The following is a 20,349-nucleotide window of genomic DNA, read 5'->3' as shown; positions in this document are numbered from 1 at the left end:
GGGCGGCCGGATGGTCAGCCGGGCACGTTGGCAGCGATGTTCGTCAGCACGATCTCCGACACCGATTCCGGGAAGCCGCAGAAGGTGACTTCCAGCAACGCCACCGAGAGCACCCGGTAGTCACGGCCGCAGTTGCCCGGCCGCATCCGCAGCGAGTCGGCACCGGCCTTCCACTCGTCGACGAGCAGCCAGCCCATCGAACTGGCCGCGCAACTGTCGACGGTGGCCACCAACGCGTCGAACGCGCGTCGGGCGGTGTCGGTGTCGGTGTAGCTCGCCGCGCCCTCCGAGATCAACCGGCCCTGTGGCGGGTCCTGAAACGTCGTCTTGTGAAACGCCTTCACTCCCGGGCCGAAGGTGGCGGTCTCGGCGAACACGAAGCGGCACTCCGGCGGTGCGGTGGCAGCGAGGCTGTCGACGTCGACGGGGTATCTGCCGTCCATCGACGGGATGATCGTCAGATGCTCACCCGCGCCGGTGATGGCGCGCATCCGCGACTGGTCCAGCAGCACCGCGCCCGCGTCGAGCACCCCGACCGGGACGGCGCCGAACTTGGGCAACGCTTCGCCGGCCACCACCCGGGTACACGCGGCGGTCAGCAACAGCGCGCAACACCACAGCAGTCTGGCCATCTGCCACCCTTCTGCGCCAAACCTACCCGCGCGCCGCCTGTTGCCGACGGAAAATCGTGACCCGTGCAACGCACTAAACACCCCTGCCAGCCGGTGCGCAAAGTGAAGTCGAATACGGTTGGCCGGTGAGTGTTTTCGCGGACCTGCCGGTCAAGGCCACCGGGATCGGCTCCTGGCCCGGGACTGTCGCGCGCCGGGCCGCAGAGGTCGTCGTCGGCGAACTGGCGGGTGCGATGGCCCATCTGACCGAGTTGCCCGGCAGGGGAGTGGGTGCCGACCTGATCGGACGCGCGGGCGCGCTGCTGGTCGACGTTGCCGTCGACACGGTGCCGCGCGGCTACCGCGTGGTGGCGCGCCCGGGCGCGGTGACGCGCCGCGCGATCAGCCTGCTGGACGAGGACATGGATGCGCTGGAGGAGGCCTGGGAGACAGCAGGTCTGCGTGGCGGCGACCGGGTGGTCAAAGTGCAGGCTCCGGGACCGGTCACGCTGGCCGCCGGGCTGGAGCTCAGCAACGGCCACCGCGCGATCACCGATCCCGGCGCACTACGGGACCTGGCCGCTTCGTTGGCCGAGGGCGTAGCCCGCCATCGCGCGACGCTGGCGCGCCGCCTCGACACGCCGGTGGTGGTCCAGTTCGACGAACCGACGCTGCCGACCGCACTGGGCGGGGGCCTGACCGGGGTGACGGCACTGAGTCCGGTCCGCCCGCTCGACGAAACTGTTGCCGCCGACCTGCTGAACACCTGCGTGCAGGCGGTCGGCGGGGACGCGCTGCTGCACAGCTGTGCCCCGGACCTGCCTTGGAATCTGTTGCAGCGCAGTCAGTTCAGCGCGGTGTCGGTGGATGTCGGCACGCTCAAGGCCGCCGACTTGGACGCCATCGCGGCCTTGGTCGACTCGGGTCGTGGCATCCTGCTGGGCGTGGTTCCCGCTGCCGCCCCGGAGCGGCGGCCGTCCGCCGAGGAGGTCGCGGTCGCCCTGGTCGGCGTGGTCGACCGGCTCGGGTTCGGGCGTGCGGCCTTGCGGGACCGGGTGGGCGTCACTCCGGCTTGCGGCCTGGCGGACGCCACGTCGGAGTGGGCGCGCACTGCCATTGAGCTTGCTCGCCGGGCCGCTGAAGCGTTCGCCGACGATCCCGACCAGATCGGCGACTAGCGGCAGACCGGCATCAGGATCGGCAGCAGGACGCTGCGGGCGATCGAGCGTAGATAGTGGTCGTCCATCTCGCGATCCGGTGGGGCGTTGGACATCGAGTGCGCCAGCCGAATCATGGCGAGCGCGGCGGCGTCCAGGCTGGCCGCGGTGTACGCGGACGCGTCCGGCGCCTCTGCGAGTGCTCTGCGGGTGACTTCGGTCGCGTATTCCAGCAGCCGGCCCGCGTCGGGACCTACCAGGAATGCCATCGCCGCCACCGGGTCGCGGTCGAGCAGCGCCTGCAGGATGTGCTGTTCGCGGCGACGGGAGACGCCGGCGACGAAACCTTCCTCGACTCGGGCGCGGAGGGTGTCCCCGGCGATGCGCTGGCCCACGTTGGCCAGGTAACGCCGCGCCTCGCGAACCATCACCGCGTCGGCCAGCGAAGCCTTGGTGAACTTCTGCGTCACGGTCCTGGGGTCGACACCGAGTCGTCTGGCCACGCTGTCGATGCTCGACCGATGGATGCCGAAGTCCATGTACTCCGCCAGCGCTGCGTCGAGGATGCGGTCTTCGAGATCGTCGCCCGCCACCGGCCTGCCGGCCTCGGCTGCCGCCCGGGTCGGTGGGCGTCGCGGTGCCATCGTCAAACTGTAGTCGGACCGTCCGAGGACCTGTCCAGCTGCGGCGGTCTGTTGCCGGGCGACGTGTCGGAGCGCTCGGTTAGCCTGCGAGAGTGAGCTCCTCAGCAGCCGACCAGACTGCCCCCGAAATCCTGCGGCAGTGGCAGGACCTGGCTGAGGAGGTCCGTGAACACCAGTTCCGGTACTACGTGCGCGACGCGCCGATCATCACCGACGCGGAGTTCGACGTGTTGTTGCGCAAGCTGGAAGCGCTCGAGACCGAGCATCCCGAGCTGCGTACTCCCGATTCGCCCACCCAGCTGGTCGGCGGCGCCGGATTCGCCACCGACTTCGAAGCCGCCGAGCACCTGGAACGGATGCTCAGCCTCGACAATGCGTTCAGCAGCGAGGAACTGGCCGCTTGGGCCGCCCGCGTGCACGCCGAGGTCGGCGACGCGGCGCACTACCTGTGTGAGCTCAAGATCGACGGCGTGGCCTTGTCGCTGGTCTACCGCAACGGCCGGTTGACCCGCGCGGCGACCCGGGGTGACGGGCGCACCGGCGAAGACGTCACCAACAACGCACGCACCATCGACGACGTCCCGCACCGGCTCACCGCCGACGATCGTTACCCGGTCCCCGACGTGCTCGAAGTACGCGGTGAGGTGTTCTTCCAGGTGGATGATTTCCAGGCGCTCAACGCCAGCCTCGTCGAAAACGGCAAGCCGCCGTTCGCCAATCCGCGCAACAGCGCGGCGGGATCGTTGCGCCAGAAGGATCCGGCCGTCACCGCGCGCCGCAAGCTGCGGATGATCTGCCACGGCCTGGGCCACACCGAAGGCTTCCGCCCGCCCACCCAGCACGACGCGTACCTGGCGCTCAAGGCATGGGGACTGCCGGTGTCGGACCACACCGCGCTGGTCGACGACCTCGACGGCGTGCAAGAGCGCGTCGACTACTGGGGTGAGCACCGGCACGAGGTGGCCCACGAGATCGACGGCGTCGTCATCAAGGTTGACGAAGTGGCCCTGCAGCGGCGGCTGGGCGCCACGTCGCGGGCTCCGCGCTGGGCGATCGCCTATAAATATCCGCCCGAGGAAGCTCAGACCAAGCTGCTCGACATCCGGGTCAATGTGGGCCGCACCGGGCGGGTGACGCCGTTCGCCTGGATGACACCGGTCAAGGTCGCCGGTTCGACGGTGTCCCAGGCGACCCTGCACAACGGCTCGGAGGTCAAACGCAAGGGTGTGCTGATCGGTGACACCGTGGTGATCCGCAAAGCCGGCGACGTCATCCCCGAGGTGCTGGGCCCCGTGGTCGATCTGCGGGACGGCTCCGAGCGCGAATTCCTCATGCCCACAACGTGTCCCGAATGCGGAACCACGCTGGCGCCAGCCAAGGAAGGCGACGCCGACATCCGGTGCCCCAACACCCAGCGTTGCCCGGCGCAGTTGCGGGAGCGGATCTTTCACGTCGCCAGCCGCAACGCCCTGGACATCGAAGGGCTGGGCTACGAAGCGGGTGTGGCGTTGCTGGGGGCGCATGTGGTCGACAGTGAGGGCGACCTGTTCGATCTCACCGAAGAGGACCTGCTGCGCACCGACTTGTTCCGTACCAAAGCCGGCGGTCTGTCGGCCAATGGCAAACGGCTGCTGGCCAATCTGGACAAGGCCAAGGCCGCGCCGTTGTGGCGGGTGTTGGTGGCGCTGTCGATCCGGCATGTCGGTCCGACCGCGGCTCGCGCCCTGGCCACTGAGTTCGGCAGCCTGGACGAGATCGTCGCCGCGTCCACCGAGCAACTCGCCGCGGTGGAGGGGGTGGGGCCCACCATCGCGGCCGCGGTCACCGAGTGGTTCACCGTCGACTGGCATCGCGAGATCGTCGAGAAATGGCGGGCGGCCGGGGTGCGGCTGGCCGACGAGCGCGACGACAGTGTGCCGCGCAATCTGGTGGGGCTCACCATCGTCGTCACCGGTTCGCTGACCGGTTTCTCGCGCGACGAGGCCAAGGAAGCCATCGTGTCCCGCGGCGGCAAGGCGGCCGGCTCGGTGTCGAAGAAGACTTCCTACGTGGTCGCCGGCGACGCGCCCGGGTCGAAGTACGACAAGGCCGTCGAACTCGGGGTGCCCCTGCTCGACGAGGACGGTTTCCGAAAGTTGCTGGCTGAGGGGCCGGCCGTCGAGGAAGGCGGCGCCGACTGAACGCACTCAGAAATCGGTGCGCACCGAGCCCACGGTCAGCAGTCGCTGGGTGGCCGCCGCGGTCAGCGGCGGGCTGAACAGGAAGCCCTGGGCGCGGAAGCAGCCCAGATCGAGCAGGGCTCGGGCCGCGCCTGCGGTCTCGACGCCCTCGGCGACGACGTTGAGGTCCAGCGCCTGAGCGAGGCCGAGGACCGCGCGCACGATCGCCAGATCGTCGCTGTTGGTCTCCAGATCGTGAACGAACCCCCGGTCGATTTTCAACGTGCTCACCGGCAGCGTTCTGAGCAGGCCCATCCCGCTGAACCCGGTGCCGAAGTCGTCGATGGCGATGTCGATCCCCATGTCGGTGAGCCCGCTCAGCACTGTTCTCGTGCTGACCAGGTCTCTGATCAGCATGCTCTCGGTGATCTCCAGGCCGATCGCGGTGCCGTCGAGTCCGCACCGGCTGATCGCGCGGTCCACCGCGCGCACCAGGTCGTGCGCCACCAGCTGGGCCGGCGAGACATTGACACGCAGCATGGTGGCGGCCCCCACCCCGGCCGCCCGCCAGCGCGCCATGTCGGCGCACGCGGCGTTGAGCACCCACTCACCGAGTTGCCCGGCCAGGTTCAACGATTCCGCGACCGGAATGAACAGGTCGGGCAACAGCAGCCCCCGCGTCGGGTGCTGCCAGCGCACCAACGCCTCCACCGCCAGGATGTTGCCCGTCACCATGTGAACTTCAGGCAGGTAGACGACGGTCAGTGCGCCGGTTTCGATGGCGTGCTGCAGATGCAATTCCATCTCGGCGCGCAACTCCCGCCGGCTGAGCATCTCGGGGGAGAAGACGCCGATCCGCTCCCCGGACGCCTTGGCTGCCGACAGCGCCTCGTCGGCGTACCGCAGCAAACTCAGGCTGGAATCTTTGCCGGGCGTACCGAATGCAACGCCGACGCTGACGGTGCGATTGAGAATCTCGCCGTCCACCCGCACGTGGTCGGTGAGCCGAACACTGAGGTCCTCCGCCAGCCGTCGCGCCTGCGCCAGGTCCATCGTCGCCGTGGGCACCACCACGAAGTCGTCACCTCCGACCCGGGCGATCAGGCCCCGACCCTGCAACGCCGCCCGGGTCTCGGTCGCGAAATCGCGGATGAACTGGTCCCCGGCCGCGCGGCCCAGATAGTCGTTGATGGCTTTGAGCCGGTCGAGATTGAAGGACAGCACCGCCACCGGTCCGTCATCGCCGGCCAGCCGCCCGTCGAGGTGCGCCAGCAGACTCTGCCGGTTGGGCAGCGCTGTCAGGTCGTCGTGCGCGGCCTGGTAGGTCAACCGGTCTTCGACGGTTATCCGGGCTTGGACCTGGGAGAACATTGTGGCGATGATGGTCATCGCATTGATCTCGTCGTCGTCCCACCGGCGGTCGCCCAGTTTCACAAAACCGAGCACGCCGGTGGTGACGTCACCGGACAACAACGGGAAGCACGCCGCCGAGACAGCCGGTATGCCGGTGGCCTCCGCGACGATTCGCCGGTATACGTCGCTCTGGGCGTCAGGCCGCAGCAGCACCGGCTTCTTGGCGTTTTCCGCCATCGCGAAAATCGGGTCGGCGTCGGCGAAGTAGATGGTGTGCAGCGGGTCCGGATCCGGGATGTTCGGCCGCTGCGGCCATTCGGCCACCAACACCGTCGCATGAATGCTGTGGTCGTTGTGCCGCAGGAAACTCACGTCGACATCGAGGAAACTCACCAGGTCGGCCAGCACCTCGGTGCTGATCTGCGCGGCGTTGCCGGTGGTCGCACCCAGGAGTTTGGTGGCGACCGCGGTGATGATCGCGTTCAGACTGAGAGGAGCGGAGCTGTCCATCGGTTCCTTGCCGCGTTGCCTGTCGCACAGTTCGCTGCGCTTGCAGCAAAGTCTCGCCCCGCCTGGATGGGAACCTCAATATAGCGCCACAGCGCGACCAGGACGACCGAGTCGCAGGTCGTCAGCGCAACATCGTCGCGACAATGCCTGCGAGGTAGCCCAGCCGAGCTACCTCCGACGGGCGAAACTCCGGGCCCGGCCGGCCCAGCACCACCGCCGTCTGCGGGTCACCCAACGGCGCGGCGGCCATGGTGGTGTCCAGGTCCCGCCAGGCCGGCGGGACCCAGTCGGCGCCACCGTCCAGCGCCGCGGCGCGCTCGATCGGCAACCAGGGAGCAGCGTCGGCGCGGGTCTCCGGCGCTCCGGCGCTGGCGGCCAGTCGTTGCAGCTTGCCCTGTGTGCTGCGCAACACCGTGCACCAGCCCACCCGCAGGATTCGGGGAGCGTGATCGGCCAGCACCTGCAGTTTTGCCTCCGGGCCACCGGCCGCGGCCACCAAGTCGAGAAGTTCCAGCTCGCGGTGCGCCTCCAGCAGTCCGGTATGCGGGCGGACGCTGTCCACCCGCACCCCGGGCAGCGCTTCGGCGGCGGTGATCAGCGTGTCCGGCATGGATCCCGCCGGCAGCTCGATCACCAGATCGTCGATGGCATACCCCGAACTGCGCTCCACCACGTCCAACGACAGGATGTCGGCCCCCACCGAACCGAGCGCAACCGCGAGCGACCCCAGACTGCCTGGTCGGTCGATCAACTCGATGCGCAACAGATACGACGGCACGGCCAACACTGTTGCACAGCCGAGCCGCGAGGGCATGTCGGCTCTCAGCTGAAGCGCATCGCTGCGCGCAGCGCCGCCGCGAGGTGGCTGGCCGTCGGGATGCTGATGTGCGGAGCGTCGGTCACGGCGTCGTCGATCACGGCCGCGAGTCGCGGCGGCACCTCGAGGTTCAGCCGGCGGATCGGCGTAGCTGTCGTGCTCATCACGACCTCGGCGGGATCTCTGCTGTCCGAAGGCTGCCGGGGCGCCGCGCCGGACAGCATGTAGTACAGGCAGGCGCCCATCCGCCAGGTGTCGACGTCCCGGGCCGCCCGGTCGGGTCGGACCACCTGCGGCCGCGGGGTGAACTCCGGGTCCGGCGGTGTCGGCGTGGCGAAGCCGAAGTCGGCGATCTTGGTCACCGGATGCGGGCCGGTCCAGGTCAGCAGCAGGCTGGCCGGGGTGATGTTGCGGTGCATGACGCCCATCGAGCCGTCGCTACGCATGAAGCTGTGCGCCGCGTCGATCCCGTCCAGGCACGGCAGGACCACTGACATCGCCTGGCGGACTGAGAGCCGGCCCAGCCGCCGGACGAGTCCCTGCACCGTGTCACCCGGGCAGTATTCCGAGACGACCAGCAGGAACTCGCCGACCGGTATGACTTCCTGCAGGGCGACGACGTTGGGGTTGCGCAAGCCCGACAGGTCCGCCAATGGCGCCGACCGCCGGGCCTCGTCGGGGGCTACCGCGGTCTTCGCCACCACGCGCAACACGCAGATGTCCCCGGTGACCTGCTTGCGGGCGCGAAACACCTGGCCGGGTCCGCCGCCCCGGTCCAGCGTCTCCAGCAACACGAAACCGGCGACGATCACCGGCTCGTCCGAGGCGCCCTGCAGGCGTCGAACCAACTCGCCCGGCAATCCCTGCCGTCGGCAGCTCTCGCACAACAACTCGTCGGCCTGCGACCGGCCGCTGTCGACGACAACGCCGTGGCCGCACACGCCACAGCCCGGCAGCTGCAGCGGGACGGTGACCGCGGAGATCTCCGCGGTAGGAAGCGGGATGGCTTCCTCCATCGTCGGCGCTGCCACCGACTCCAGCGCTGCGCGGGCAGCCGCCGCCAGCTCTCCCGCGCTCTGGTAGCGCTGCCGCGGGTCTTTTGCCATGCCGCGCGCGATCACCGCATCGAAGGTGCGCGGCACCCACGTGTTCACCTCGCTGGGTCTGGGCGCGTCGTTGGCGAGCAGTCCACGGATCTGCTCTGCGGCGCTGCCGCCGAACGGCGACACACCCGTGAGGCACGCATACAGGATGCACGCCAGCGAATACCGGTCCCCGGCATTGGTGCGGTCGCCGGTCTGGAAGCGTTCCGGAGCCAGATACCCGAAGACAGGCGGTTCGGTGTCGAGGGGACTCGAGTCGGGATCGTCGTCCTGCAATACCGGTTCGCACAGCAGGTAAGCCAGGTGGTGTCGGCTCACCAGAATCCGATCCGGCACTACCGCTCCCGGTAGCGGCACCGCGCCGTGCACCGCGTCGAGCGCACCCGCGATGTGGCTGACGACCTGCACGGCCCGCGACGGGCTCAGCGGTCCGTACCGATCCAGCAACGTGCCCAGCGCCACGCCTTCGATGTAGGGCAGCTGCACGTAGAACTGGCCGTCGACCTCACCGACGTGATCGACCAGCACCAGCTGTGGCTCCCCGAGCGGCCGCAGCACCAGCGTCGCCATGCTCACCTCGCGCTTCACCCGACGCACCAGGGGATCGTCGGCATCGCGTGCCCTGAACATCTGCACCGCAACCCGCGCCGAGGTGGTGGTGTCCTCGGCCTCGTAACACGCATGGCGCCGGCCCGGCAGTCGCCGCAGCAACCGATACTGCCCGAACTGTGCCGGCGGCTCGTCGACGTGCGGTTCGACCAGTGCGTCGCGGATCGCGTGGGCCAGATGTGTCGCAGTGGCGAAGCGATCCGCGGGATCCCGGGACATGCCCCGATTCACCACGTCGTCGACGCCCGTGGGCAGGCTCGCTAGCAGCTGGCTGGGCGTCGCAGTGCCGGCCCGGTCGGCGGGCGCGCCGGTCAGGCAGGCATACGCCACCGCGGCCAGGGCGTAGACATGGGCGCGCTCGGACAGCCCGTTGCCGGTGAACTGTTCAGGGGGCCAACCGATCCGGGCATCGGCGAGCGTGTGGCCCGGGTCCAGAACGTCGTCGTACGCCTCGCATTGCGCAAGGAAATCGCGGTAACCGAGACCCAGCAGATACGCCGAACCGTCGTCCCCGACCAGGATGTTCTGCGGTGCGATCCCGGTGTGGATCAGACCGGCCCGGTGCGCGGCCTCCAGTGCCGCGGCGAGCTGATCCACCAGGTCGGCTGCTGCCGCCGGTTCGAGTGGACCGTCGCGGTCCAGCAGGGTCTGCAGATCGCTACCGGCCAGCAGCGGCATCTGCAGGTAGAACCGGCCGTCGAGTTCGCCCCACTCGTCGACGGGAACGAGATGAGGTTCGTCGCGCAGCTGCACCGTGATGGTCATGTCCTGGCGCAACTGCGCGCGCAGCGTGTCGGGCGCGCGGCGCGTCGGCAGGATCTTCAGGGCGACCCGCTGCCCGCTGATCGTGTTCTCGGCCTCGTACACTTCGCAGCGCGACCGGGCCAGTGGCCGGAGCAGGCGGTAATGCCCGAGGTCTGTTCGCACGACTATCGATCCGATGCTCGGTGTGATCCATGACGAGGGTAACGCCGTAGCCGCGTCCTCCGGCTGCTCAACATCCCGTGCCGGGATGCATCGTCGCCGGAGGTTAGGCTTTTCGCTCGTGTCCCAGATCTCTCGCGACGAGGTGGCCCATCTGGCCCGGCTGGCTCGGCTTGCACTGACCGACTCCGAGCTGGACAGTTTCGCCGGTCAACTCGACGCCATCATCAACCACGTCAGCCAGATCCAGGCCGTCGACGTCACCGGCGTGGAAGCCACCGACAACCCGCTCAAGGACGTCAACGTCACCCGGCCGGATGAGCCCCGACCGTCCTTGACCCAGCCGCAGGCGCTCGCCGCGGCACCCGAAGCCGTCGACGGGCGCTTCGCCGTCCCGCAGATCCTCGGAGAGAGCCAGTGACGGACATCATCCGGCTCGACGCGGCCACCCTGGCCGCCAAGATCGCCGCCAAAGAACTGTCGTCGACCGAGCTCACCCGGGCCTGCCTGGACCAGATTGCCGCCACCGACGCGCAGTACGGCGCATTCCTGCACGTCGCAGCCGACGCCGCGCTGGCGGCCGCCGCCGCCGTCGACGACAAGGTGGCCGCCGGGGAGGAGCTGCCGTCGGCACTGGCCGGGGTGCCGCTGGCCCTCAAGGACGTTTTCACCACCGCCGACATGCCCACTACCTGCGGCTCGAAGATCCTCGAGGGCTGGCAAGCGCCGTACGACGCCACCCTGACCGCCCGGCTGCGGGCCGCGGGCATCCCGATCCTGGGCAAGACCAACATGGACGAGTTCGCGATGGGTTCGTCGACCGAGAACTCCGCCTACGGCCCGACCCGCAACCCGTGGGACGTCGAACGCGTCCCCGGCGGCTCCGGTGGCGGCAGCGCGGCGGCCCTGGCCGCATTTCAGGCACCGCTGGCCATCGGTTCGGACACCGGCGGCTCGATCCGCCAGCCCGCCGCGCTGACCGCGACCGTCGGCGTCAAACCCACCTACGGCACGGTGTCCCGGTACGGGCTGGTGGCATGCGCGTCGTCGCTGGACCAGGGTGGACCGTGCGCGCGCACCGTCCTGGACACCGCGCTGCTGCATCAGGTGATCGCCGGTCACGACCCGCGCGACTCCACCTCGATCAACGCCGAGGTGCCCGACGTCGTGGGCGCCGCCAAGGCCGGTGCGAGCGGTGACCTCAACGGCGTACGGGTCGGCGTGGTCCGCCAGCTACACAGCGGCGAGGGCTACCAGGCCGGGGTGCTCAGGTCGTTCGAAGCCGCCGTCGAGCAGCTCACATCGCTGGGCGCCGAGGTCAGCGAAGTCGACTGTCCGCACTTCGACTACGCATTGCCCGCCTACTACCTGATCCTGCCGTCGGAGGTGTCGAGCAACCTGGCGCGCTTCGATGCGATGCGCTACGGCTTGCGGGTCGGCGACGACGGCACACACAGTGCCGAAGAAGTGATGGCACTGACCCGCGCGGCCGGCTTCGGGCCAGAAGTGAAGCGCCGCATCATGATTGGCACCTATGCGTTGTCCGCCGGATACTACGACGCCTACTACAACCAGGCGCAGAAGGTCCGCACGCTGATCGCCCGCGACCTCGACGAGGCCTACCGGTCCGTCGACGTGCTGGTCTCGCCGGCCACGCCGACGACCGCCTTCCGGCTGGGGGAGAAGGTGGACGACCCGCTGGCCATGTATCTGTTCGACTTGTGCACGTTGCCGCTGAACCTGGCCGGCCACTGCGGAATGTCGGTGCCGTCCGGGCTGGCCCCGGACGACAACCTGCCGGTAGGACTGCAGATCATGGCGCCCGCTCTCGCCGACGACCGCCTCTATCGGGTCGGAGCCGCCTACGAAGCCGCCCGCGGGCCGCTGCCCACCGCTGTCTGAGGGCCGCTCCGACGGCTGGCGAGCAGACGCAGAATCGCACGAAATCAGCGGTTCCTATGCGATTCTGCGTCTGCTCGCGCCATCAGCCGGGCCACGGGGCAAGATGAACCCATGCGCATCGGAGTACTGACGGGCGGCGGCGACTGTCCCGGCCTCAACGCTGTCATTCGGGCGGTCGTGCGGACCTGCGACGCCCGCTACGGCTCGTCGGTGGTCGGCTTCCAGGACGGGTGGCGTGGGCTGCTCGAGAACCGGCGCATGCAACTGAAGAACGACGACCGCAACGACCGGTTGCTGGCCAAGGGCGGAACCATGCTGGGCACCGCGCGGGTGAATCCGGACAAGTTGCGGGCCGGGCTGGACCAGGTCAAGCAGACCCTCGACGACAACGGCATCGACGTGCTCATCCCGATCGGCGGCGAAGGCACGCTGACGGCCGCGCACTGGCTCGCGCAGGAGAATGTCCCGGTGGTCGGTGTGCCCAAGACCATCGACAACGACATCGACTGCACCGACGTCACTTTCGGCCACGACACCGCATTGACGGTGGCCACCGACGCCATCGACCGGCTGCACAGCACGGCCGAATCCCACCAGCGGGTGATGCTGGTCGAGGTGATGGGACGACACGCCGGATGGATCGCGCTGAACGCCGGCCTGGCCTCCGGAGCGCACATGACGCTCATTCCCGAGCAACCCTTCGACGTCGAGGAGGTGTGTCGTCTCGTCAAACGTCGCTTCCAGCGCGGAGATTCGCACTTCATCTGCGTGGTGGCCGAAGGCGCTAAGCCCGTCGAAGGCTCAATTGCGTTGCGCGAAGGCGGCATTGACGAGTTCGGCCACGAAAAGTTCACCGGGGTGGCGGCCCAACTCGGATCGGAAGTGGAGAAGCGCATCAACAAGGACGTGCGGGTGACCGTGCTGGGTCACGTCCAGCGCGGCGGCTCTCCGACGGCCTACGACCGGGTGTTGGCCACCAGGTTCGGGGTGAACGCCGCCGATGCGGCGCACGCCGGCGAGTACGGACAGATGGTGTCGCTGCGGGGCCAGGACATCGGCCGGGTTCCGCTGGCCGACGCCGTACGTCAACTCAAATTGGTGCCCGAAAGCCGTTACGACGACGCCGCCGCCTTCTTCGGCTGACGCTGGCGGGACCGCCCCCGCAGTCACCGTTAGGATCGGTGTCCATGACGATTGCTAGGGCTGACCTGCTGGAATATGACGAGGTCATCGCACAGTTCGACCCGGTACTCGGACTGGAAGTGCACGTCGAGCTGTCCACCGCCACGAAAATGTTCTGCGGCTGCGCCAACGTGTTCGGCGGCGAGCCCAACACGCAGGTGTGCCCGGTGTGCCTGGGTCTGCCCGGCTCGCTGCCGGTGCTCAACCAGGTTGCGGTGGAGTCGGCCATTCGCATCGGGCTGGCGCTGAACTGCGAGATCGTGCCGTGGTGCCGGTTCGCCCGGAAGAACTACTTCTACCCCGACATGCCCAAGAACTACCAGATCTCGCAATACGACGAGCCCATCGCCATCAACGGTTACCTGGAGGCGCCGCTGGAGGACGGCACCACCTGGCGGGTCGAGATCGAACGCGCGCACATGGAGGAGGACACCGGCAAACTCACCCACATCGGCAGCGAGACCGGCCGGATCCACGGCGCCACCACCTCGCTGATCGACTACAACCGGGCGGGTGTGCCGCTGATCGAAATCGTCACCAAACCCATCGTGGGTGCTGGGGACCGGGCACCGCAGATCGCGCGGGCCTACGTCACCGCGCTGCGCGAGGTGTTGCGATCGCTGGACGTCTCCGATGTCCGGATGGACCAGGGCTCGATGCGCTGTGACTCCAACGTGTCGCTGATGGCCAAGGGCGCCGCCGAATTCGGCACCCGCACCGAGACGAAAAACGTCAACTCGCTGAAAAGCGTCGAGGTGGCGGTGCGCTACGAAATGCAGCGTCAGGCCGCCGTGCTGCTGGCCGGCGGCGAAATCGTCCAGGAAACCCGGCATTTCCACGAGGCCGGCTACACCAGCCCGGGTCGCGCGAAGGAAACCGCGCAGGACTACCGGTATTTCCCCGAACCCGACCTCGAGCCCGTGGCGCCCAGCCGCGAGCTCGTGGAGAGATTGCGCCACACCATCCCTGAGCTACCGTGGTTGAGCCGCAAGCGAATTCAGGACGAGTGGGGCATCTCCGACGAGGTGATGCGCGACCTGGTCAACGCCGGTGCGGTGGAGCTGGTCGCTGCGACCGTCAAGCACGGCGCAGCAAGCAAAGAGGCACGATCGTGGTGGGGAAACTTCCTGGTGCAGAAGGCCAACGAGGCCGGCACCGGGCTCGACGAACTGCCCATCACCCCGGCCCAGGTCGCAGCGGTCATCGCGCTGGTCGAGGAGGGCAAGCTGTCCAACAAGTTGGCTCGCGAGGTGGTCGAAGGAGTGCTGGCCGGGGAAGGTGAACCGGCACAGGTGATGTCGGCGCGCGGCCTGGAGCTGGTGCGCGACGACTCGGTGACGCAGGCCGCAGTCGACGAGGCTTTGGCCGCCAATCCTGATGTGGCGGAGAAGATCCGGGGTGGCAAGGTGGCCGCGGCCGGCGCGATCGTGGGTGCGGTGATGAAGGCCACCCGGGGACAGGCCGATGCCGCACGGGTGCGCGAGCTCGTGCTGGCGGCGTGCGGACAGGGGTAGGCGGCTTTCCGGCCCGGACACGCGTGATCGGCCGACGATCCGGTGGTACATCATGATCGGGTGGGCAAGGACTGGCTGTACCGGCTGACTGAGCTGATGGACGCCGCCATGATCGCGGTGACCACCCAGGCCGACGGCGAACGCTCAGGCTGCCTGGTCGGTTTCGCCACCCAGGTCGGTATCGATCCGCCACGGTTCCTGGTGGGACTGTCGCGCACCAACCACACTTTCGGCGTGGCGCGGCGCTCCGACCACCTCGCCGTGCACCTCCTCGCCAAGCGCGAGATGAACCTGGCCCGGCTCTTCGGCGGCGAAACCGACGACGAGCTGGACAAGTTCGCGCACTGTGCCTGGCACCACGGTCCGCAGGACATGCCGATTCTGGACGGCGCGGCGGCCTGGATGGTCGGCAAGACAGTGAAACGCATCGACTTCGGCGACCACACCGGCTATCTCCTCGAACCCGTCGACGCCTGGTTCGCCGACAGCGATGTGCAGGTCATCAGGTTCGCCGACGTCCTCGACGTCAAACCCGGCCACGACCCGTAACCCGTTGTTCGGTATTCGCTATGAATCCGGCCTTCGATCCACCAGAAAAACCGTCAGGACGGGCCGTCGACCGCGCATCATGGTGAGGTGATCGAGGAACCGTTCGACGTCCTGATGTCCATGCTGGATTCGCCGGCGTTCGTGATGACGACGCAGGCCGACGGTCAGCCGGCGGGAGCTCTGGTCGCCTTCGCCAGCCAGACCAGCGTGCAACCGCCCAGCTTCATGGTCAGTGTGCCGCTGGACAGTCGCATCCACGAGGTGGCGAATCGGTCGGAATATGTAGCGCTGCATGTCCTGCCGCGCAACCAGCAGGTGCTGGCTGAGCTTTTCGGGCGCCGCGGCGACGGCGCCGCCGAGACCTTCGCCCGCTGTCCCTGGCGCGGCGGCCCGGCGGGAATGCCGATCCTCGATGACGCGGCGGCCTGGTTCGTCGCGCGGACCTACAGCCGCAGCCCGGTCGGCGATCATGTGGCCTACCTGCTGGAACCGGTCGCGGCGTGGGCGCCCGACGGCCCCGAGGACCTGCTGTACCTGTCCGATCTCGACGAGGATCTCGATCCCGGCCAGGAAGCTCCGCAGCGCCTGCACGACGGCAGCCGGTCCGATGCGAACGGCCGCTACGGCCTGAGGTTCACCCTCGACGTGCCCTGACCGTCAGGTCTTGTCGTCGTTGTTGCGGGGGAATCCGCCACCCTGCGGGAACAACGGGAACACCACGTCGTCGAGCTTCTCAGCGTCCCCGGCCGTCTTGTTCACCGTCGCGCCCCAGACGTTGCCGTCCGGCGACATCCGCAGCGCCCACGCGTGGCCGTGCGTGTCCTTGCGCACCACGTCGGGCTCGCCGGTGACCGCACCGGTCTTGGCTGCGAGCCTGACGGCGACGGTGAGCTTGGTGTTGATCAGGTTGACCAGCACGGTGCCGTCCATCGCTGCGCAGCCGGCCACGCCGGGTTTGTCCGGCCAGGTCCACACGGTGGAGACCTCGGACTTCTTGGTGATGCGTTGCAACCGGTCCGCGCCGGGGGTGCGGTCGGCGACGTAGAGCGACCCGTCGACGGGGTCGATGCACAGGCCCCCACCGGAACCGATGCCCGACAGCGCCGTCGTCGGCGGCGCCTGACCCAGCGTGGTGGGCTGTTCGATACGTAATACCTTGCCCGCCAACGATTTCGGATCCGCGGCCAGTGCCGGGTTGCCGGCATCACCGGTCAGCACAACCAGGGTGGTCGGACTGGTGAAGATCAACGCCCCGGTGTTGCCGGTGGCGCCTTTGGGAATTCCGGTCAGGATGTCCTTGGCCACGTCGCCCTCGGCGATGCGGATGACCCGGTTGTCGGTGGGAGTGCTGACGTAGGCGTACATCAGCCGATCCTGCGAGAAGGTGGGGGACAGCACGATATCCATCAAGCCGCCGTCCCCGGACGGGTCCACCGGGATGACCATCTTCACTTTGGGCTCGGCGCTGACGGAGACTTCCCGGACTACGCCGGTGGTGCGCTCGGCGACCAACGCCGTCTTGCTGTCGACCCCCATGATCAGACCGCTGGTGCTTTCCAGGCAGCCCTGCATCACCCCGGGTGCCGGACATTCCTTCGGAAACGGCGTCGCCGGTAACGGGGGCGGTGGGGGCGGCGTCGAGCTGGGCTGCGGCTTGAGCTCGGGCGCCGTGGTGAACGGTTGTGATTGGGCGTCGTTGAACCGCGCGCAACCGCTCGACACCAGCACCGCGGCGGACAGCGCCACCAGCGCGCACCGAACCGACCGCCGTAATCGCATGACCGACAGGCTACGGGAAATCGTGGTCGGGACAGCCTGCCGATCGGCCGAACTGCGGATTTAACAGACAGAAGCGCCGCTCAAATCCCAGCTTCCGGCGAAATTGCCCTTACCCTGGCACCCGTGACCAGTTCGAATGATTCGCATTGGCAGCGGCCGGGCAGTACCGCAGTGCCAACCTCCAGCCGTCCCGCTACGGCCAGCCTGGTTGACCCCGAGGACGACTTGACCCCGGCGGGGTATTCCACCAACTTCGGCAACACCGGAACCACGACCATCATCCCGCCCCTCGATGCCGGCGAGAGCGGCTCGGGGTACCACCTGCTCGACGCGCAGGAGCCGCTGCCCTACGTCCATTCGCCGCAGCCCGCCCGCCAGGTGCCGGTGGCGCCGGCCGCCATCGACATCGACGACGAGGAAGATCGGCTGCACACCGCCGGGCGGCGCGGTACCCAGAACTTCGGGTTGATGGTGCTGCGGATCGGACTCGGTGCGGTGTTGATCGCCCACGGACTGCAGAAGTTGTTCGGTTGGTGGGGTGGTTCAGGTCTGCACGCATTCAAGAACTCGCTGACCGACGTCGGCTACCAGCACGCCGACATCCTGGCCTACGTGAGTGCCGGCGGGGAGATCGTGGCAGGCGTACTGCTGGTGCTGGGACTTTTCACCCCGATCGCTGCCGCGGGTGCACTGGCCTTCCTGATCAACGGGTTGCTCGCCAGCGCCTCGGCCCGGCCGCGCTCGAACACGTTCACCTATTTCCTGCCCGACGGGCACGAATACCAGATCAGCCTGATCGTGATGGCTGTCGCCGTCATCCTGGCCGGTCCCGGTCGTTACGGTCTGGACGCGGGCCGCGGCTGGGCCACCCGGCCTTTCATCGGCTCGTTCGTGGCGCTGCTGAGCGGGATCGCCGCCGGTATCACGGTGTGGGTGCTGCTCAACGGCGTCAATCCGCTGGCTTGATTCGGCAGATTCTCCTCGTCAGCCGGCCGCTGATAACTTAGCCTGAGAGCCGTTGTCGCTCCGTGCGACGGTGGTTCAGTCGGTGTCGGGTCGACCATGGGGGTCACGGTGAGCACACCCCGCGATTACAACCAGCCGCCTTGGCCGCAGCGACCGGATCCGCGGCGCCCGGCCGGATATCCCCCGCAGCCCGGCAACCCGTGGGTACAGCGACCGCCGCAATACGGTCAGCCGCCGCGGCCTTACAGTCACCCGCCGGGACCATACGGTCAACCGCCGGCGCGCCAATATGCTCCACCCCCGGGGCAATACGGTCAGCCCAGTCCGCCGCCCGGTCTGCCGAAGAAAAGCGGATCGAAGAATAAACCAATCCTGATTATCGGCGGAATTGTCGCCGCCTTGATTGTGGTCATCGTCGTTGTGCTCGTGACCGCGGTGGTGAATCAGGACGTCAAGAAAATCGCCGTCGCCGATGTGCAGGCGCAGGTGCAACAAGTCCTGTTGGACCGGGTCATCGGTTACAGCTCCGGTGACATCAAGGACGTCAAATGCAATGGCGGCCAAGACCCTACGGTCGACAAAGGTGAGAGTTTCACCTGCACCGTCAACGTTCGCGGAAAGTCGCGCCAGGTGAAGGTGACTTTCAAAGATGACGACGGCACTTACGAGGTGGGGCTGCCCCAGTTGGACGGCGGCAAGTGAAGCGGGCCACGAAGTGGGGCAAAGTTGTTGCCGTGACCGCGATTACGTGTCTGGCCCTGGCCGGCTGCAGTTCGTCGGGCAAGACGACCATGGTCAGTGGACGGGCCGTGTCAGGTGTCTACGACCCCACCGAAGTCGGGGGGCTGCCGCTGAGTGAGGGGCCCAGCGGCCCCCGCCCGAACGCGCCCAAACCGACCGGGACGGTGAAAAACTCCGACAACGGCGAAATCGACCGGTTGTCCATGTTGGCACTCAATGACATCGAAGAATTCTGGAAGGCGAATTGGCCCGACGCCGCCAAACGTCCATTCAAAGCCGTCAGTGAAGTCTGGTCTTATGACTCGCGCGATTCGCGCAGTCCGGTCATCTGCCGGAACAGGTCCGCCGGGTCTATCAATGCCTCGTACTCGCCGAGCTGCAATCTCGTCAAATGGGACCGGGGCCAGTTGTTCCCCGCGGCGCAGAAGTATTTCGGCGATATGGCGGTGGTCGGGATTCTCGCCCACGAATTCGGGCACTCGTTGCAGCACAACGGGGGATTGATCAGTTCGCGGACCCCGACGATCGTCATGGAGCAGCAGGCGGATTGTTTCGCCGGGGTCTATCTGCAGTGGGTCGCGGCGGGCCACTCGTCGCGGTTCACGCTGAGCACCGGCGATGCGTTGAGCCATGTGATCGCCGGAATGTTGAAGACATCAGATCCGATCATGAACGAGGAAGAATACGAGGAGTCCGAAGACTCCGAGCACGGCTCCGGGTTCGACCGGGTCAGCGCGTTCCAGATGGGCTTCGACAGCGGGTCGGGGACCTGCGCCAAGATCGACACCTCCGAGATCAAGAAGCGCCGTGAGGGCCTGCCGGTGGCCTTGCAGGAAAGCTCCTCCGGTGGCACGGAGGCCGGCGAGGTCACCGTGAACGAAGACACCGTTCAGACGCTGGTCGACATCCTCAACGTGGTGTTTGCGCCGAAATCGCCGCCCACCCTGTCGTTTACGTCCAGCGGCTGCTCGGACGCCAAGCCCACCCAGGGCGCCTCGTACTGCCCGGCGAGCAACACCGTCATCGCCGACCTGGCGAGCCTGCAGCAGATCGGCAAACCCGGCGGCCGCAAAGGAATGACCGATCCGCAGATGCTGCAGGGCGACAACACCGCGCTGTCCATCGTCGCCTCGAGGTACGCGCTGGCGGTGCAGCGCGAGCGGAGTTTGTCGCTGGACACGCCGATGACCGCGGTGCGGACGGCGTGTCTGACCGGTGCCGCTCAGCGCGGCATGGCGCAGCCCGTCTCGATCCCCTCCGGCAAGCAACTGGTGCTGACGGCAGGTGACCTGGACAAGGCGCTGATCGGGCTGTTGATGAACGGTGTAGCCGCCAGTGACGTCAACGGCGGCAACACCCCGGCCGGCTTCACCCGCATCATCGCGTTTCGGGCGGGCGTACTCGACAACATCGAGGAGTGCTTCAACCGAATCGCCTGATCAGCGGTACGGATTGGGAACCCGTCCGGCACTGGCTTCGGTCAGCAGCGGCAGCGTTGCAAATGTCACGGCGGGTAGCCGCAGCTCAGCGCCGCTCTTGAGGTGCGCGCGCGCCCAGGAACCGCGGTGGAACCGCAGCCCGTCGATGTCGTCCCACGCCACCGACCGGCTGCCGAGCAGGGTCCGCACCGTCACGCCGTCGGCATCGGCCACGGTGCGCAGCCGGACGATCAGCGCCGACAGCAGCACCGGGATCACCAGCACCGGAGCGCTCGGCGGCCACGCCAGTACCGGGACCAGCAGGCACAACGTCAGGAAACCCACCGCGAGATGCGCCATCGGGGACACTTTGAGCACGACGGGCGACTTGGTAACCACCCACGCATCATC

Annotated in this window: 18 protein-coding genes; 11 read left to right on the top strand and 7 right to left on the bottom strand. The window is 67.9% G+C overall.

The features are described from left to right. Positions 1–14 precede the first annotated feature (14 nt). Positions 15–632 (bottom strand): sensor domain-containing protein, encoded by a 618-nt coding sequence (locus AC5Y3Z_RS00950; protein ID WP_473138962.1) that lies wholly within the window; start codon positions 630–632, stop codon positions 15–17. Positions 633–757: 125 nt separating this feature from the next. Between AC5Y3Z_RS00950 and AC5Y3Z_RS00945 the strand changes: the two genes are divergently transcribed. Further along, positions 758–1,789: a uroporphyrinogen decarboxylase/cobalamine-independent methonine synthase family protein gene (locus tag AC5Y3Z_RS00945; protein ID WP_463827099.1), complete on the top strand. Its 1,032-nt coding sequence runs from the start codon at positions 758–760 to the stop codon at positions 1,787–1,789. On the opposite strand, the gene AC5Y3Z_RS00940 is transcribed toward AC5Y3Z_RS00945, so the two are convergent. Then, complete coding sequence (locus AC5Y3Z_RS00940; RefSeq protein WP_463827098.1) at positions 1,786–2,412, bottom strand: TetR/AcrR family transcriptional regulator; 627 nt, start codon at positions 2,410–2,412, stop codon at positions 1,786–1,788. The two genes, AC5Y3Z_RS00945 and AC5Y3Z_RS00940, sit on opposite strands and share 4 nt — an antisense overlap. A gap of 92 nt (positions 2,413–2,504) precedes the next feature. Here AC5Y3Z_RS00940 and ligA point away from each other — a divergent pair, with 92 nt between their 5' ends. After that, on the top strand, positions 2,505–4,592 hold the full coding sequence (gene ligA, locus AC5Y3Z_RS00935) for an NAD-dependent DNA ligase LigA (RefSeq protein WP_473138961.1): 2,088 nt from the start codon (positions 2,505–2,507) through the stop codon (positions 4,590–4,592). A gap of 6 nt (positions 4,593–4,598) precedes the next feature. On the opposite strand, the gene AC5Y3Z_RS00930 is transcribed toward ligA, so the two are convergent. The 3 genes from AC5Y3Z_RS00930 to AC5Y3Z_RS00920 all read right to left on the bottom strand — a co-directional run bounded on the left by AC5Y3Z_RS00930 (position 4,599) and on the right by AC5Y3Z_RS00920 (position 9,890). Then, positions 4,599–6,434 (bottom strand): bifunctional diguanylate cyclase/phosphodiesterase, encoded by a 1,836-nt coding sequence (locus tag AC5Y3Z_RS00930; protein WP_463827096.1) that lies wholly within the window; start codon positions 6,432–6,434, stop codon positions 4,599–4,601. A gap of 121 nt (positions 6,435–6,555) precedes the next feature. Then, positions 6,556–7,212 carry an ACT domain-containing protein gene (locus AC5Y3Z_RS00925; RefSeq protein ID WP_463827095.1) on the bottom strand — a complete coding sequence of 219 codons (657 nt, stop codon included), beginning with the start codon at positions 7,210–7,212 and terminating at the stop codon, positions 6,556–6,558. Between the two features lie 44 nt (positions 7,213–7,256). Then, entirely contained in the window at positions 7,257–9,890 is a 2,634-nt protein-coding gene (locus AC5Y3Z_RS00920; protein ID WP_473138960.1) for a protein kinase domain-containing protein, read from the bottom strand. Positions 9,891–10,008: 118 nt separating this feature from the next. On the opposite strand from AC5Y3Z_RS00920, the gene gatC reads away from it, so the two are divergent. The 6 genes from gatC (at position 10,009) to AC5Y3Z_RS00890 (ending at position 15,688) form a co-directional block, all read left to right on the top strand. Further along, positions 10,009–10,308 (top strand): Asp-tRNA(Asn)/Glu-tRNA(Gln) amidotransferase subunit GatC, encoded by a 300-nt coding sequence (gene gatC / locus AC5Y3Z_RS00915; RefSeq protein ID WP_463827093.1) that lies wholly within the window; start codon positions 10,009–10,011, stop codon positions 10,306–10,308. Continuing rightward, the gene (gatA, locus tag AC5Y3Z_RS00910) at positions 10,305–11,789 is read left to right on the top strand and encodes an Asp-tRNA(Asn)/Glu-tRNA(Gln) amidotransferase subunit GatA (RefSeq protein WP_473138959.1); all 1,485 of its coding nucleotides are present in this window, start codon (positions 10,305–10,307) and stop codon (positions 11,787–11,789) included. Before gatC ends, gatA begins: the two co-directional genes overlap by 4 nt. 111 nt (positions 11,790–11,900) lie before the next feature. Next, a complete protein-coding gene (locus AC5Y3Z_RS00905; protein WP_463827091.1) occupies positions 11,901–12,932 on the top strand; it encodes an ATP-dependent 6-phosphofructokinase in 1,032 nt (343 codons plus the stop codon). Between the two features lie 44 nt (positions 12,933–12,976). Beyond that, a complete protein-coding gene (gatB, locus tag AC5Y3Z_RS00900) occupies positions 12,977–14,485 on the top strand; it encodes an Asp-tRNA(Asn)/Glu-tRNA(Gln) amidotransferase subunit GatB (RefSeq protein ID WP_473138958.1) in 1,509 nt (502 codons plus the stop codon). 60 nt (positions 14,486–14,545) lie between these two features. Then, positions 14,546–15,034 carry a flavin reductase family protein gene (locus AC5Y3Z_RS00895; RefSeq protein WP_463827089.1) on the top strand — a complete coding sequence of 163 codons (489 nt, stop codon included), beginning with the start codon at positions 14,546–14,548 and terminating at the stop codon, positions 15,032–15,034. A 114-nt stretch (positions 15,035–15,148) separates the two neighbouring features. Further along, positions 15,149–15,688, top strand: coding sequence for a flavin reductase family protein (locus AC5Y3Z_RS00890; RefSeq protein WP_473139253.1), 540 nt, complete (start codon positions 15,149–15,151; stop codon positions 15,686–15,688). A 3-nt stretch (positions 15,689–15,691) separates the two neighbouring features. Here AC5Y3Z_RS00890 and AC5Y3Z_RS00885 read toward each other — a convergent pair whose 3' ends face one another. After that, positions 15,692–16,813: a PQQ-dependent sugar dehydrogenase gene (locus tag AC5Y3Z_RS00885; protein WP_463827088.1), complete on the bottom strand. Its 1,122-nt coding sequence runs from the start codon at positions 16,811–16,813 to the stop codon at positions 15,692–15,694. Between the two features lie 123 nt (positions 16,814–16,936). On the opposite strand from AC5Y3Z_RS00885, the gene AC5Y3Z_RS00880 reads away from it, so the two are divergent. From AC5Y3Z_RS00880 to AC5Y3Z_RS00870, 3 genes are all read left to right on the top strand, one after another. Then, the gene (locus AC5Y3Z_RS00880) at positions 16,937–17,779 is read left to right on the top strand and encodes a DoxX family protein (RefSeq protein ID WP_463827087.1); all 843 of its coding nucleotides are present in this window, start codon (positions 16,937–16,939) and stop codon (positions 17,777–17,779) included. A 405-nt stretch (positions 17,780–18,184) separates the two neighbouring features. Beyond that, on the top strand, positions 18,185–18,481 hold the full coding sequence (locus tag AC5Y3Z_RS00875) for a DUF4333 domain-containing protein (protein ID WP_499918102.1): 297 nt from the start codon (positions 18,185–18,187) through the stop codon (positions 18,479–18,481). 89 nt (positions 18,482–18,570) lie between these two features. Further along, on the top strand, positions 18,571–19,959 hold the full coding sequence (locus tag AC5Y3Z_RS00870) for a neutral zinc metallopeptidase (RefSeq protein ID WP_473139251.1): 1,389 nt from the start codon (positions 18,571–18,573) through the stop codon (positions 19,957–19,959). Here the strand turns inward: AC5Y3Z_RS00870 and AC5Y3Z_RS00865 are convergent, their stop codons facing one another. Next, positions 19,960–20,298 carry a PH domain-containing protein gene (locus tag AC5Y3Z_RS00865; protein WP_463827187.1) on the bottom strand — a complete coding sequence of 113 codons (339 nt, stop codon included), beginning with the start codon at positions 20,296–20,298 and terminating at the stop codon, positions 19,960–19,962. It abuts the gene before it with no gap. Positions 20,299–20,349: the final 51 nt, after the last annotated feature.

It is taken from the genome of Mycobacterium sp. NGS61, assembly GCF_059812325.1.
Note: the sequence above shows the minus strand (reverse complement) of the source record. Positions and strands in the feature narration are given on the sequence as shown.